Consider the following 13,767-nt stretch of genomic DNA (forward strand, 5'->3'; position numbering starts at 1 on the left):
TTTAAGTATTTATGAAACGATTAACACATCTTCTAATGGTTTCCATCCTTGGGGGGGCAATCACTCTCGGGGCTTACAAGCTATTTTTTGAGAACTCTAAATTCGCCGTGGTAACAGAAGACCAGGGAGCCCCATATTTCACCACCAGTAATCTGGACGCCTCTGTGAGAGGTGCGGGGATAAACGAAGTAGACTTTACGGTAGCTGCAGAGAAGACTGTGAATGCGGTGGTTCACGTGAAAAATGTTACGGTGAACGAGGTTCCCAACAATTTCTGGGAATATTTCTATGGTTCCCAGGGCAGCCAACGCCCCCAGGTGGGCACCGGGTCCGGGGTGATTATTTCGCCGGATGGGTATATAGTGACCAACAACCACGTGATCGCAAAAGCGGATGCGCTGAGCGTGACCCTGAATAATAATAAGAGTTATAAAGCCGAGATCATTGGTACTGATCCGAATTCGGATATTGCCCTGATCAAGATTGATGCAGACCGAAACCTGCCTTACCTGGCCTTTGGTGATTCTGATAATACGAGGATCGGGGAATGGGTACTTGCCGTTGGAAACCCATTTAACCTGACCTCTACTGTAACAGCAGGAATCATTAGTGCAAAAGCCCGTGATTTGGGCAGGACCGATCAATCCTTCCTGCAGACAGACGCCGCGGTAAACCCGGGAAATAGTGGAGGTGCACTGGTCAATACCAATGGAGACCTTATCGGGATCAATACGGCCATTACCTCGCAAACCGGTTCTTATGTGGGCTATTCCTTTGCCGTTCCAAGTAATATAGCGAAGAAGGTGGTTGAGGATATTATGGAATACGGGAATGTACAGAAGGGAATACTGGGGATAAGTTCTCCGAGATTGAATACGCCATACGCAGTAGAAAATGGTATCGATGAGATAGAAGGTGTATATATAGATGGTATTGAAGAAGATTCCGGTGCTGAAGAGGCTGAGTTAAAGTCCGGGGACGTTATTAAAATGGTAGACGATATCCGGGTGAGAAGGTTCGCTGACCTGACGGGGTATGTAGCTACCAAACGTCCCGGAGATAAGGTTTTACTGGCTATAGACCGTAACGGGGATGAATTGGAAGTAGAAGTGGAACTCAAGGAACGGCAATCCCTGGTAGTACCCCAAATGGGATTAAAGGTAAAGAACCTGAACGAGGAAGATAAGAAGAAGTACAAGACCAAATACGGGGTGAAGATCACGGGCGTACCGGAAACCTACCGGGGGTATGACCTCGAAGGAAAAGTAATCATGGCTATTGGTGATGAAGAGGTAAGAGATATACAGGATGCACGGACCCTGTTCGGAGCCATCTCCCGCTATGGAAAGACCGTTATTACCATGATCAACGAAAAGGGAGAACGGGAACGTCTGATCTTTCAATAAGGACTTCATACAGAAATAAAAGCACTCTGAACAGGGTGCTTTTTTTGTTGCCTATTCCTTGTACGAAAACGTTTGAAATAACTACTTTTGCACTGAAAAATTTTAAACCTCATCAATGAATACCGCAAAATCCTATGAAAAGGAACTGGCCTTCCAGGCTGACCGCCGAAAAGCCACCACAGAATTCATTAAGATCATCAGCGACCTATGGTATGACCGGTCTATCGAAGTAGTGTTATTCAAAAACCAGATCATTGATAAAAACGTCAGTGAGATCATTAACCTGCATGAATATGCCGGTGAATTTGTTCAAAAACCGATTTCGATCTTTGACTCGGTCGAGCTACTGAGGGCGATCAACGATATCAACCTCCCTCCTTCCAAACTGGATATCGGTAAACTCACTTACGAGTACCATACCAATGATAACAACCAGTATCACAATGTAAAATCCTTTGTTCTTGATAAATTACAAGGGGCAAATGAAACTGAGGAGATCAAGCCTAAGGATGTGGTTCTGTACGGATTTGGACGGATAGGACGTTTGCTGGCCCGCGAGCTGATGGCCAAAACCGGGAAGGGCAATCAACTGCGGTTGAGAGCAGTGGTTACCAGGGGGGCACTTACAGAAGAAATACTTGAAAAAAGAGCCACCTTACTCAGAACAGATTCGGTGCACGGACAATTTTCCGGAACTGTGGATACCGATTTTAAGAACCATGCCTTACTTATTAATGGTACTACCGTTCACATGATCTCATCCCAGGATCCGGACACCATAGATTATACCAAGTACGGGATCAAAGATGCATTGATCATTGATAACAGCGGGGCATTTCGCGATGATATATCCCTGGCCAGGCATCTTAAGAGTAAAGGAGCTGCACAGGTGCTGCTGACAGCACCAGGCAAGAATGTTCCTAATATCGTGCACGGGGTGAACCAACTGGAATTTGATCCTGATAAGACCCAGATATATTCCGCGGCTTCCTGTACCACCAATGCCATCACACCAATCCTGAAGGTAGTAGACGATTCGCTTGGTATCAAGAAGGGCCACCTGGAAACGATTCACGCTTATACCAACGACCAGAACCTGGTAGACAACATGCACAGTAAGTACCGCAGGGGACGTGCAGCAGCATTGAACATGGTAATTACGGAGACTGGGGCCGGGAAGGCAGTAGCCAAGGCATTACCGGCATTGGAAGGAAAATTGACCTCAAATGCGATCAGGGTTCCTGTACCCAATGGCTCCCTGGCTATCCTGAACCTGGAAGTAAAGAATAAGACTACCAAGGAGAGCCTGAATACCATAGTGAAGAAATATGCCTTAGAGGGGGACCTGGTAGAACAGATCAAATATTCACTCAGCAATGAACTTGTTTCTACCGACATTATCGGGACTTCTGCACCTTCTATATATGATAGTACTGCAACCATAGTATCCCCTGACGGAAAGAACATTGTGCTGTATGTATGGTATGATAACGAGTATGGATATGCCCACCAGGTGATCCGATTGTCCAAGTATATCGCCAAAGTTCGCAGGTATACCTATTATTAATATAAGATTTCGCCACTTTATGCGTTCTAACCGTAAATCGAAGGGTTCTGCGGTTAGAACCTTAGTGGCGTTTTTTTTTATTAATTAATTTAATTGAAGTACTTTAGGGGCCTCTCTGAATCGTATAATAAACTAATCTAGATTGCAATGAAAGGGTTAAGCCGATTATTATTACTCACAGGTTTGTTAGCCTTCCAAATAAGCTTTGGACAAGACAGTGAACCGGAACTTTCACTGGAACAAGGAACCATTGACAGCCAGTTTGAGTTCATCTTTAAGAATGCCGGGAATTACAGGGCTGATGGAAAACGCTATGAAGTTGTTCGCGCGAATAACCTGGAGAAGTTAAGGAACAATGTTAAGGATTCAATGAACGCAGCCAGGACGAAAGCTGCTCAGTTGAATGCCACCATTGCTGGCCACGAGTCTACCATCACTTCCCTCAACCAAAAATTAGAAGAAACCACCAAAAGCCTTGCTTCTGTTACCGAAGAAAAAGACAGTATGTCTTTTATAGGTATACAGGTTTCCAAGGGCACCTATAACTTTATCCTCTGGACAATTATACTGGCACTGCTACTAATGCTGTTATTATTTATCTACAGGTTCCGTCGCAGCAATTACCTGACACAGGAAGCCAAGGCCAACCTGGCAGAACTGGAAACAGAATATGAGGATCACCGCAGAAGAGCCCTGGAAAGGGAGCAGCGGATCAGCAGGCAACTGCAGGATGAGATCAATAAGTATAAAAAATCTAAATAATATCAACCCCCGTCACCGGGGGTTTTTTAATTATGGAAAGTCTGCGAATTGTCAAGGCCGGCATTGCGGAACTGGATGACCTGGTTCCGCTGATGGACGCCTACCGTGTTTTTTACAAGCAAGCACCAGACGCTGTAGCAGCCAGGAAATTTCTCCAAGCCAGGATAAACAGGCAGGAATCAGTGATTTTCCTGGCCTATTATAAAGATATTCCTGTCGGTTTCACTCAATTGTACACCAGTTTCTCTTCGGTAAGCCTGCAACCCCTTTTTATCCTGCACGACCTGTATGTACATAAAGATCACAGGAAAGTGGGTATCGGGGCTGCACTCCTACTGAAAGCGCAGGATTTATGCAGGGAAATGGAATATAAAGGGGTGGCCCTGGAGACTGCGACGGATAATCCAGCACAACAGCTGTATGAACGATTGGGATGGGAAAAGGATTCCCATTGTTTTCATTACTTTTGGAAGCTGTAATTTTGCACCATAAGAGGACATCATGCGTATAGATATTATCACCGTTTTACCAGAATTAATGAAAAGCCCGTTCGAGGCCTCTATCCTGAAACGTGCCCAGGAAAAAGGACTTGTCGAGGTGCATTTTCACAACCTTCGGGATTATTCGACCAATAAATACAAACAGGTTGATGACTACCAGTTTGGTGGCGGTGCAGGAATGGTATTAATGATAGAGCCCATAGATAAATGCATCAGTAAACTTAAGGCAGAGAGAGATTATGACGAGGTTATCTATATGACGCCTGATGGGGAAACACTCAACCAGAAAATTGCGAACCAATTATCATTAATAGGGAATATAATAATCCTTTGCGGACATTATAAAGGGGTAGACCAGAGAGTGAGGGATACCATGATCACCCGGGAGATCTCTATTGGGGATTATGTCTTGTCTGGCGGTGAATTAGGAGCAGCCGTTCTGTGCGATTCCGTAATCCGATTACTGCCCGGAGTCCTGAATGATGAAACTTCTGCACTTACAGACACCTTCCAGGATAACCTGCTTGCCCCCCCGGTTTATACCAGGCCGAGAGACTACAAAGGACATACAGTACCTGAGATATTATTAAGCGGGGATTTTCCGAAGATTGAACAATGGCGGGAAGACAGGGCTATGGAAAGAACAGAACAATTACGTCCGGACCTCTTAAAATAAGGGGAAACACGAATTTCCCGTCAGGGTAAAAAAGCTTTTGAAATACTTGCGAGTATCCAATTAATCATTAATTTTGCACACGGTTAAAATCAACCTCTGACGAGGTACGTGAATGTTGGTTTTGATAAACTCTAACAAAATATTATCATGGAAGCCTTACTAAAATACGTTGAGGACGAATTTGTATCCAAAAAAGAATTTCCTTCTTTTTCAGCTGGTGACACTATTACAGTATACTACGAGATCAAGGAAGGTGAAAAAACACGTACCCAGTTTTTCAGGGGTGTAGTCATTCAACGAAGAGGTACCGGGGCTACCGAGACTTTTACTATCCGTAAAATGTCCGGGACTGTAGGTGTGGAAAGAATTTTCCCTATCAACATGCCAGCCCTTCAGAAAATTGAGGTCAACAAGAAAGGTAAAGTACGTAGAGCACGTATCTTCTACTTCAGAGGCCTTACCGGTAAAAAAGCGAGAATTAAAGAAGTTCGTAAATAACCGAAGAGAATTAAAACTAAAAAAGCCCCGTTGTAAAACGGGGCTTTTTTGTTGCTGTATATTTCTTTATTTCTCAAATGTCTTCAGGACAGAAGTGATAATCTCCACACACTCCATAAGCTGATCTTCTGTCATAACCAATGGAGGGGCAAAACGGATAATATTTCCGTGCGTTGGTTTTGCCAGCAATCCCTTTTCTTTAAATGCCATGCAAATATCCCATGCGGTAGTACTATCCTCGGAGTCATTAATAAGGATAGCGTTCAGTAATCCTTTTCCTCTTACCGCATTTACGATAGTTGAATTATCAATGAATTTCTGCATTTCTGAACGGAACAGTTCGCCCAGCACATGGGCGTTTTCTGCAAGTCGCTCTTCTTTGACCACGTTCAGGGCAGCCATACCAACTGCTGCTGCTACCGGGTTACCACCAAAAGTACTCCCGTGGCTTCCGGGAATAATAACATCCATGATATCATCATTGGCCATTACACCGGAAACCGGGTAAGCTCCCCCCGAAAGGGCTTTCCCGAGAATTACAATATCAGCCTTGATTTCAGGTTCACCACTGCAGTGGCGATCAGGACACGAGCAATTACCACAGGTAGCCAGTAACTTACCGGTCCGGGCAATTCCAGTCTGAACTTCATCCGCAATAAACAGGACGTTGTATTTCTCACACAAAGCTTTGGCTGAAGCGAGGTAACCTTCACTTGGCACATAGACACCAGCCTCGCCCTGTATAGGTTCTACCAGGAAACCGGCAATTTTGTCGTTAGATTTAAATGCTTTTTCCAGTGCTTCCAGGTTATCATATTCTACTTTAATAAAGCCCTGGGTGTAAGGACCAAAATTCTTGGTCGCCACAGGATCGTTGGAAAAAGAGATGATCGTGGTGGTTCGTCCATGGAAGTTATTTTCACAAACGACGATCTGTGCTTCATTGGGGGATATTCCCTTTTTCTCATAAGCCCACCGGCGGCAGATCTTAAGGGCAGTCTCCACGGCTTCAGCCCCGGTATTCATAGGTAAGAACTTGTCGTAATGAAAAGTTTCAGAGACGTATTTTTCGAACTTCCCGAGCATATCGTTGTAAAATGCCCTTGAAGTAAGCGTTAGTGTTTTAGCTTGTTCCGTCATTGCTCCTACGATGTCCGGATGACAATGCCCCTGGTTCACCGCAGAATAAGCCGAGAGGAAATCGTAATATCTCCTTCCTTCAACATCCCAGACAAAGACACCTTCTCCCCTGCTTAATACAGCAGGTAAGGGATGATAGTTATGAGCACCGTATTTATCCTCTAATGCGATTGCGTCGGCAGAGGTCATTTTTTCCAAAACTGACATGATGTAATAATTTTTAAGTAAAACTTTGGCAATTCCTTCTTAAGGAGAGAAATCATCCATCGGAGTGTCGCTAAATTACGAAAACTTCAACGATTTCGGGGTATCCGGGTATTAGTTATTCTGATTCATTTTCGATAAAAACTGTCCTTATAATGTGCGTTGGGATTAGTATTTTTGCGGCATGCGAAAAAAGAATGTAAGGAAAACCTTTGAGAAACTTCACGTGGATCGTGCAGGTTCAAAAGGCAAGGCGATTGCTAAAGCTCCCGATGGGAAAGTCATTTTCATTTCCAATGCCGTACCCGGTGATGTGGCCGATATCCAGACCACAAAGAAACGAAAATCCTATTACGAAGGGGTAGCTACCAACTTTCATACGCTCTCTGAACGGCGAACTACCCCGGAGTGTAAGCATTTCGGAGTATGCGGGGGTTGCAAATGGCAGCATATGGGGTATGAACATCAACTGGAATTCAAGCAGAATGAAGTTACTGAGAACCTGGTGAGAATCGGTCACCTGGAACTACCCGAGGTAGAGCCCATTCTCGGCTCAGAAAAGCAGTACTTCTACCGCAACAAGATGGAATTCTCTTTCTCTGACAGCCGTTGGTTGACCCCTACCGAAATAAGCGGTGACAAGGAAATTACAGATAAGAATGCCCTGGGCTTCCATATCCCCGGGATGTGGGACAAGATCCTGGATATAGAAAAATGTCACCTGCAACCGGAACCCTCTAACGCTATCAGGCTTGAGGTAAAACATTTCAGTGAAAACAACGGGCTTAGTTTCTTTAACCCCAGGAGGCAGGAAGGGATGCTGAGAACTCTCATGATCCGAACCTCTTCTACCGGAGAAGTTATGGTACTCATCCAGTTTTATGAAGATGACAAGGAAAAACGGGAACTATTGTTAAATCACATAGCAACTACATTCCCGGAAATAACTTCCCTCCTGTACGTCATCAACCAGAAAGCCAACGACACTTTGTATGACCAGGAAATCCTATGTTATTCCGGGCGAGACCATATTTTCGAGGAAATGGAGGGATTGCGATTCAAAATCAACGCAAAGTCATTTTACCAGACGAACTCGGAGCAGGCCTACGAGTTATATAAAATTGCGCGGGAATTTGCCGGCCTGAAAGGCGATGAACTGGTATACGATCTTTACACCGGGACCGGGACCATAGCACAATTCATCGCAAAAAAAGCAAAGCACGTAGTGGGCATAGAAGCGGTACCTGATGCTATCGAGGCGGCCAAAGCCAATGCAAAAGATAATGGTATAGGCAATACCAGTTTCTTTGCCGGTGACATGCGCAAAATTTTCAATAAAGAATTTATAGAACGAAACGGGCAACCAGATGTTATCATTACTGATCCGCCACGGGAAGGAATGCACCCTGCTGTTGTAGAACAGATTCTAAATATTCATCCGGACCGCATCGTTTATGTAAGTTGTAACAGTGCAACGCAGGCCAGGGACCTGGCGTTATTAAAAGAAGATTATACCATTACCAGAGTGAGAGCTGTGGATATGTTTCCGCAGACCCACCACGTGGAAAATGTTGTACTTTTAGAAAAAAAGCAGCCATAGCTACATGAGTAATAAAACATCACAACGATTAGCAGCCGGGGTACTACTGTCGCTGCTGTGTATTATAAGTTTTAACGCCTGTGAAAAGGACGATATCTGTGTAGACGGTAATACCCCTTTACTCGTTGTGACATTTTATGACCTGGCCGATTCCACCACTTCAAAAGACGTCAATAACCTGAGAATTATCGGATTAGAACAGGGGCAGGTGGTAAATACATTTTCTGATCGCAGCGTTCAGGATTCCATCGGGCTTCCTTTGAGGATCAATAACGCGGAGACACGCTTTATCATGATCAAGGATTCTGCGGATGAAAACGAAGTGGAAACCGGGAACAGGGATACGATCACTCTATCTTATGATACTGAGGAAGTCTTTGTGTCGAGGGCTTGCGGTTTTATAGCGAATTTCAATAACCTCAATGCTGCTGTTACTGCAGATACAGATAACTGGATCCAGGAGGTATTAATTGAGCAACCAACTGTTACAAATCAAAACACCACGCATGTTAAAATATATCACTAGGCTGTTATTATTTTCCTGCCTGTTTACGGGGTATACCCAGGAATCTGCCGTGGTCGCAAATCAAAAGGATAGCCTGGTATATAAACAGCCCTACGGACTCCGTGTTGGGGTTGATCTCAGCAAAGTCGCGCTCTCCTATTTTAATGATGATTATACCGGTTTAGAGATTGTAGGGGATTACAGGCTGTCACAGAACCTGTACCTGGCAGGAGAGTTAGGCCGGGAGGAAAAAAGACAGACAGAGATTCTCGGGAACGGGATTAACGAGGGCGACATCCTGCTTTATGATTTTACTCCCAGTGGTAACTACATTAAGCTCGGGGTGGACCTGAATACCTATGATAACTGGTACGGGATGAATAATTCGATCTATATCGGGGGAAGATATGCTTTCAGCACCTTTAAAAAAACCTTGAACGCTTACCAGATTTACGATACCAACAGGTACTGGAATGCTGATGGCTTCACTGCAGGCAGCGGGGAGCTGACCGGGGAATATTCCGGTCTGAACGCCTCGTGGCTCGAATTTTTATTCGGAGTAAAAGTCGAAATGTTCAAAAACCTTTACCTGGGAGCCAGCGCCCGTCTGATGTTCCTGGTAAGTAACAAGGATTCCGGGGTAATGACTAATTTATGGATACCCGGGTTTACTAAAGTAACTGACGGCAGCAATTTTGGGGTGAATTACAATTATACGATCTCGTATATGATCCCACTCTACAAAAAAGTCAAGAAGAAAAAACCGGAGATAAGTCAGTAAAATCTTAAGCTACTGCTCTAATCAGCCGTTTGATGTTTTGCCTTTTTACTTCCTGAATATATTTCGTATTTAACAAAACGAGATTCCAGCTGGCTGTTGTAGACTTTAATTTTCCTGGAAGTCCTGAGTCCTACATGTTTCAGGGATTCCATATTAGAGCTGATAAACCATGCTTCTGTACCCGGATAATTTTGTTTCAGTGTATCACCGATCTGCCCATAGAATTTCGGCATATCGATCTGCAGCCGGGTTCCGTAGGGAGGGTTAAAGACCATATGCAGGTGAGCATCGGTTTCCTTCTTAGAATCAAAGAAACTTTTTTCCTCAATAGTAATATATTCCGACAGGCCGGCGTTCTCAACGTTATCTTTAGCCTTCATCACTGCTGATGGGGCCTTGTCATACCCTTTGATCTTAAAATGAAATTCCCTGGCCTTGTTAAGGCTGGCTTCTGCGATCTTATCATAGAGCTCCTGGTCAAAATCTTTCCAGTTCTTAAAACAGAATTCCTTCCTGTTAATGTTAGGGGGGATATTACAAGCGATCATTGCTGCTTCTACAAGAAATGTTCCACTCCCGCACATCGGGTCGAGGAAATCACTCCTGCCGTCCCAGCCACTCATCAGTAAGAGTCCGGCGGCAAGTACTTCATTGATAGGCGCGATATTCGTCGCCAGGCGATATCCACGATGGTGCAGGGATGCTCCGGAACTATCAAGGGATACGTGGCAAAGTGAGCCCTGGATATGGATATTGATCCTGATATCCGCATGTTTGGTATCTACACTGGGCCTGGTTCCGTACTGGTCCCGGAATTTATCTACTATAGCATCCTTAACCTTTTGAGAAACAAACAAGGAATTGGAAAATTCGTCAGAGAGCAGGACAGTATCAACCACGAAGGTCTGGTCTTTGGTCATGAACGCCTCCCAATCCATCGCATAGATCTGGTTGTAAAGATCATTCTGTTGCCGAATGGTAAAGGAGGTAATTGGCTTCAGAACCTTGATCGCGGTTCTCAGGCAAAGGTTAGCCTTATACATAAATCCTTTATCCCCTTCAAAGAAAACCGTACGCACTCCCTGGGTGACATTACCCGCTCCTAGGTTCCGGAGTTCCTTGGCAAGCAGATCTTCAAATCCGTGCAACGTTTTGGCCAGCATTTTATAATTACCCATAATCCAATGTGTGTGAAGTACAAAAATACACTAATTTTGCCCCTAATCCTTACCAAACACAAATAGCCTTTTAGCGATTATTTAATGAACTATTTATTACCTGTACTGGCGGTTCTCCTCAGTTTTGCTTTTATATTCCTGACCAAACCACGTTCCCGCAAGGAAGTTCGTTTATTGCTGGCATTTAGCGGGGCCTTTCTGCTTGCGCTTACTGTATTTGAATTATTGCCCGAGGTTTTTGCCGGCCCGGATCCCAGGTTATCCGGGATCTTCATCATGCTGGGTATTTTGTTACAGATTTTTTTAGAATTCTTTTCTAAAGGCGCGGAACACGGCCATGTTCATATGCAGAATGAATCCAACACATTTCCCTGGTTACTGTTTATCAGCCTCTCTCTGCACTCCTTCCTCGAAGGAATTCCAGTAGAGAAGCACGGGTCTATTCTTTACGGGATCATCGTTCACAAGGTACCAATAGCCTTGGTCTTGAGTATATTCTTACTGCACTCAAAAATGGAGAGGTACCTCGCCTTCATGTTTATGTTATTCTTTTCCATGATGACCCCTTTGGGAACTTTTTTTGCGGCCAATTCCGATTGGGCCGACACCTATTACCTGCCGCTGACATCCCTGGTCATCGGGGTTTTCCTTCACATCTCGACGGTTATCCTTTTTGAGAGTTCTGAAGGGCACAGCTTTAATATCCGCAAGATCGGTGTTATTATACTGGGGATCGCCGTGGCCTACTTTATGTAAGGGCAATACCAGGTATCAGATGACATCCAGGTAGATCATAAACCAATGGCTCAGGGCTCCCGCCAGGACAAATATGTGCCACACAAAATGATGGAAGGGTACGTGTCGCATTACATAGAAAACGATTCCGAGGCTGTAACAGATTCCGCCGGTGAATAGCAATACTATTCCCCTGAAGCTAAGCTGATCTGCCAATTCCTGGAAGTAAAAAACGATAAGCCATCCCATCAGAAGGTAGATCATCAGGGAAAATTTTTCAAATCTCCCCGTAAAGAAAAGTTTAAGGACGGTGCCGACCAAAGCACAGCCCCAGACGGTATAAAAAATAAACCAACCATTTCCTTTGGCCATCAGGATCAATGCAACCGGGCTGTAGGTGCCAGCGATCAGGAAGAAGATGGAAATATGGTCCAGGATCCTCAATTTTAATTTGGACCCCGGGCTATTCACGGCATGGTAAGCTGTGGATGCTGCAAATAGCATTACGAAACAGCAACTGTACAGCAGGATACTGAAAAGCGGCCAGAAACCTTCTATGGAGAGTGCTCTTAGCATAAACACAGCACCGATAATTCCAAAGGGAATACCTACAGCATGGGACCAGGTGTTCAGCTTTTCCTCTACGGGGTTGCTGCTACGGGGGTTAAGACGATTTCCTTTCAAACATTGAGATTTAATGGAACAATATATTGATGTGAACGGTTGATCTGCAAGAACCCGGACATTACCAATGATATTGTTCTTACCATATAGGATAAGGTCAAAAATAGTGAAATAGGTGCAGGTGTATTGGGTGAACGCAATTGCTTTGTCAGGAAATTTATCATTTAATCTAGTAGGGAAGATAAGATGATCATGGTTATTGGGCACTGTGATCCCTATAGCGAATACCTCCAAGCCGTGAGTGCCGAGTCCTTAACTGATTACTTTGATCAGCAATTAATGGCAGGAATTGTATGCTAGTTCTTCGACTTTGTATTTCAGGAGAGATAATCAGTAACAACGGGGGGATCATAAATCCCACCCCGGTAATAAGATAATTTTGTCTGCTGCAGTTTTCAAGCAGTGTATAGATTAATAATCTCTCCGGCACTGCTGTTTTCCTGCAGGGAAGGCGGTTATCTTAACTCTGGGGAGGGATTAGCACAATCCCCCACCTATCCCTGGACCCTGATCACAATGCAAGTTTTCTGCAGGGAAGAAAGATATCTTTAACCTTGGGGAGGGACCAATGGGTCCCAGGCCTGTGTATTCCTCTGTGCATGTTTTCTGCAGCGTAATCCTATAACTTGACTCTGGGGAGGGAATAGCACAATCCCCCACCTATCCCCTGGCCCCTGATCACAATGCAAGTTTCCTGCTGGGAAGGAAAATATCTTTATCCTGGGGAGGGATCGGTAGATCCCCGACTCATTAAATACTGTGCATGTTTTTCTGCAGGGAGAACGATTATCTTGTTCTTGGGGAGGGACCGATAGGTCCCCGGCTGTTAACCCAGTGTGTGCTTCTTGCAGTCTAATTCTATAACTTGACACTGGGGAGGGACTAAGTAGTCCCCGGTTCTTCTTTTACTGGATGAATACTGTGCATGTTTTCTGCAGGGAGAACTATTATCTTGTTCTTGGGGAGGGACCGATAGGTCCCCGGGCTGTTAACCCCGTGCATGCTTAATGAAGTGTAACTCTATAACTTGACTCTGGGGAGGGATTAGCACAATCCCCCACCTATCCCCTGGCCCCTGATCACAATGCAAGTATCCTGCAGGGAAGAAAGATATCTAAAACCTTGGGGAGGGATTGGTAGATCCCCGAGTCATTAATACTGTGCATGGTTTCTGCAGGGAAGGCGGTTATCTTGTTCCTGGGGAGGGACCGATAGGTCCCCGGCCTGTGTATTCCTCTGTGCATGTTTTGTGCAGCGTAATCCTATAACTTGACACTGGGGAGGGACTAAGTAATACCCCGCCCTTCCTTCATTGGATAAATACTGTGCAAGTTTCCTGCAGGGAAGGCGGTTATCTTTATCCTGGGGAGGGATCAGGATCATCCCCAGTTACTTTGGGAGCGACAGAAATATCAGGCGCCGTTCCAATACATTGAGTTGAGTATAGGGCAAAAAAAAAGACCCCTACATTGCTGTAGAGGTCTTCAAAGAAGGCGGCGGCCTACTCTCCCACCTAGTGGCAGTACCATCG

13 protein-coding genes are annotated in these 13,767 nt (G+C 44.8%); 10 read left to right on the forward strand and 3 right to left on the reverse strand.

All coding sequences use genetic code 11. The features are described 5' to 3' along the window. Positions 1-11: 11 nt before the first annotated feature. The 6 genes from CLV82_RS11605 (at position 12) to rplS (ending at position 5,409) form a co-directional block, all read left to right on the forward strand. A complete protein-coding gene (locus CLV82_RS11605) occupies positions 12-1,406 on the forward strand; it encodes a trypsin-like peptidase domain-containing protein (RefSeq protein WP_133644458.1) in 1,395 nt (464 codons plus the stop codon). A gap of 115 nt (positions 1,407-1,521) precedes the next feature. Beyond that, positions 1,522-2,973 carry a glyceraldehyde-3-phosphate dehydrogenase gene (locus tag CLV82_RS11610; protein WP_133644459.1) on the forward strand — a complete coding sequence of 484 codons (1,452 nt, stop codon included), beginning with the start codon at positions 1,522-1,524 and terminating at the stop codon, positions 2,971-2,973. A 147-nt stretch (positions 2,974-3,120) separates the two neighbouring features. Beyond that, positions 3,121-3,735: a tRNA (guanine-N1)-methyltransferase gene (locus tag CLV82_RS11615; RefSeq protein WP_133644460.1), complete on the forward strand. Its 615-nt coding sequence runs from the start codon at positions 3,121-3,123 to the stop codon at positions 3,733-3,735. A gap of 32 nt (positions 3,736-3,767) precedes the next feature. Continuing rightward, positions 3,768-4,214, forward strand: coding sequence for a GNAT family N-acetyltransferase (locus tag CLV82_RS11620; protein WP_133644461.1), 447 nt, complete (start codon positions 3,768-3,770; stop codon positions 4,212-4,214). 22 nt (positions 4,215-4,236) lie between these two features. Next, positions 4,237-4,911 (forward strand): tRNA (guanosine(37)-N1)-methyltransferase TrmD, encoded by a 675-nt coding sequence (trmD, locus tag CLV82_RS11625; RefSeq protein ID WP_133644462.1) that lies wholly within the window; start codon positions 4,237-4,239, stop codon positions 4,909-4,911. A 147-nt stretch (positions 4,912-5,058) separates the two neighbouring features. Then, the gene (gene rplS, locus CLV82_RS11630; protein ID WP_133644463.1) at positions 5,059-5,409 is read left to right on the forward strand and encodes a 50S ribosomal protein L19; all 351 of its coding nucleotides are present in this window, start codon (positions 5,059-5,061) and stop codon (positions 5,407-5,409) included. A gap of 66 nt (positions 5,410-5,475) precedes the next feature. Here rplS and rocD read toward each other — a convergent pair whose 3' ends face one another. Then, positions 5,476-6,756 (reverse strand): ornithine--oxo-acid transaminase, encoded by a 1,281-nt coding sequence (rocD, locus tag CLV82_RS11635; RefSeq protein WP_133644464.1) that lies wholly within the window; start codon positions 6,754-6,756, stop codon positions 5,476-5,478. Between the two features lie 181 nt (positions 6,757-6,937). Between rocD and rlmD the strand changes: the two genes are divergently transcribed. From rlmD to CLV82_RS11650, 3 genes are read left to right on the forward strand one after another with little or no spacing between them, the layout of a single operon-like run. Continuing rightward, a complete protein-coding gene (gene rlmD / locus CLV82_RS11640) occupies positions 6,938-8,353 on the forward strand; it encodes a 23S rRNA (uracil(1939)-C(5))-methyltransferase RlmD (protein WP_133644465.1) in 1,416 nt (471 codons plus the stop codon). Positions 8,354-8,357: 4 nt separating this feature from the next. Further along, positions 8,358-8,879 carry a DUF6452 family protein gene (locus tag CLV82_RS11645; protein ID WP_133644466.1) on the forward strand — a complete coding sequence of 174 codons (522 nt, stop codon included), beginning with the start codon at positions 8,358-8,360 and terminating at the stop codon, positions 8,877-8,879. Then, the gene (locus tag CLV82_RS11650; protein WP_133644467.1) at positions 8,860-9,639 is read left to right on the forward strand and encodes a DUF6048 family protein; all 780 of its coding nucleotides are present in this window, start codon (positions 8,860-8,862) and stop codon (positions 9,637-9,639) included. The genes CLV82_RS11645 and CLV82_RS11650 overlap by 20 nt, the downstream gene beginning before the upstream one ends. A gap of 17 nt (positions 9,640-9,656) precedes the next feature. Here CLV82_RS11650 and CLV82_RS11655 read toward each other — a convergent pair whose 3' ends face one another. Beyond that, positions 9,657-10,802 (reverse strand): THUMP domain-containing class I SAM-dependent RNA methyltransferase, encoded by a 1,146-nt coding sequence (locus CLV82_RS11655; RefSeq protein WP_133644538.1) that lies wholly within the window; start codon positions 10,800-10,802, stop codon positions 9,657-9,659. 99 nt (positions 10,803-10,901) lie between these two features. Between CLV82_RS11655 and CLV82_RS11660 the strand changes: the two genes are divergently transcribed. Further along, positions 10,902-11,573, forward strand: coding sequence for a ZIP family metal transporter (locus CLV82_RS11660; protein ID WP_133644468.1), 672 nt, complete (start codon positions 10,902-10,904; stop codon positions 11,571-11,573). A 15-nt stretch (positions 11,574-11,588) separates the two neighbouring features. Here CLV82_RS11660 and trhA read toward each other — a convergent pair whose 3' ends face one another. After that, positions 11,589-12,236 (reverse strand): PAQR family membrane homeostasis protein TrhA, encoded by a 648-nt coding sequence (gene trhA, locus CLV82_RS11665; protein WP_133644469.1) that lies wholly within the window; start codon positions 12,234-12,236, stop codon positions 11,589-11,591. Positions 12,237-13,767: the final 1,531 nt, after the last annotated feature.

Source organism: Zeaxanthinibacter enoshimensis (genome assembly GCF_004362865.1).
Lineage (GTDB): Bacteria > Bacteroidota > Bacteroidia > Flavobacteriales > Flavobacteriaceae > Zeaxanthinibacter > Zeaxanthinibacter enoshimensis.

Excerpts from the sequence above, each read along its gene's own strand:
- CLV82_RS11660 (WP_133644468.1), top strand. The coding sequence starts at position 10,902 with ATGAACTATTTATTACCTGTACTGGCGGTTCTCCTCAGTTTTGCTTTT.
- CLV82_RS11645 (WP_133644466.1), top strand. The coding sequence starts at position 8,358 with ATGAGTAATAAAACATCACAACGATTAGCAGCCGGGGTACTACTGTCG.
- rocD (WP_133644464.1), bottom strand. The coding sequence starts at position 6,756 with ATGTCAGTTTTGGAAAAAATGACCTCTGCCGACGCAATCGCATTAGAG.
- CLV82_RS11605 (WP_133644458.1), top strand. The coding sequence starts at position 12 with ATGAAACGATTAACACATCTTCTAATGGTTTCCATCCTTGGGGGGGCA.
- CLV82_RS11655 (WP_133644538.1), bottom strand. The coding sequence starts at position 10,802 with ATGCTGGCCAAAACGTTGCACGGATTTGAAGATCTGCTTGCCAAGGAA.
- CLV82_RS11650 (WP_133644467.1), top strand. The coding sequence starts at position 8,860 with ATGTTAAAATATATCACTAGGCTGTTATTATTTTCCTGCCTGTTTACG.
- trmD (WP_133644462.1), top strand. The coding sequence starts at position 4,237 with ATGCGTATAGATATTATCACCGTTTTACCAGAATTAATGAAAAGCCCG.
- rplS (WP_133644463.1), top strand. The coding sequence starts at position 5,059 with ATGGAAGCCTTACTAAAATACGTTGAGGACGAATTTGTATCCAAAAAA.
- CLV82_RS11610 (WP_133644459.1), top strand. The coding sequence starts at position 1,522 with ATGAATACCGCAAAATCCTATGAAAAGGAACTGGCCTTCCAGGCTGAC.
- CLV82_RS11615 (WP_133644460.1), top strand. The coding sequence starts at position 3,121 with ATGAAAGGGTTAAGCCGATTATTATTACTCACAGGTTTGTTAGCCTTC.
- rlmD (WP_133644465.1), top strand. The coding sequence starts at position 6,938 with ATGCGAAAAAAGAATGTAAGGAAAACCTTTGAGAAACTTCACGTGGAT.
- CLV82_RS11620 (WP_133644461.1), top strand. The coding sequence starts at position 3,768 with ATGGAAAGTCTGCGAATTGTCAAGGCCGGCATTGCGGAACTGGATGAC.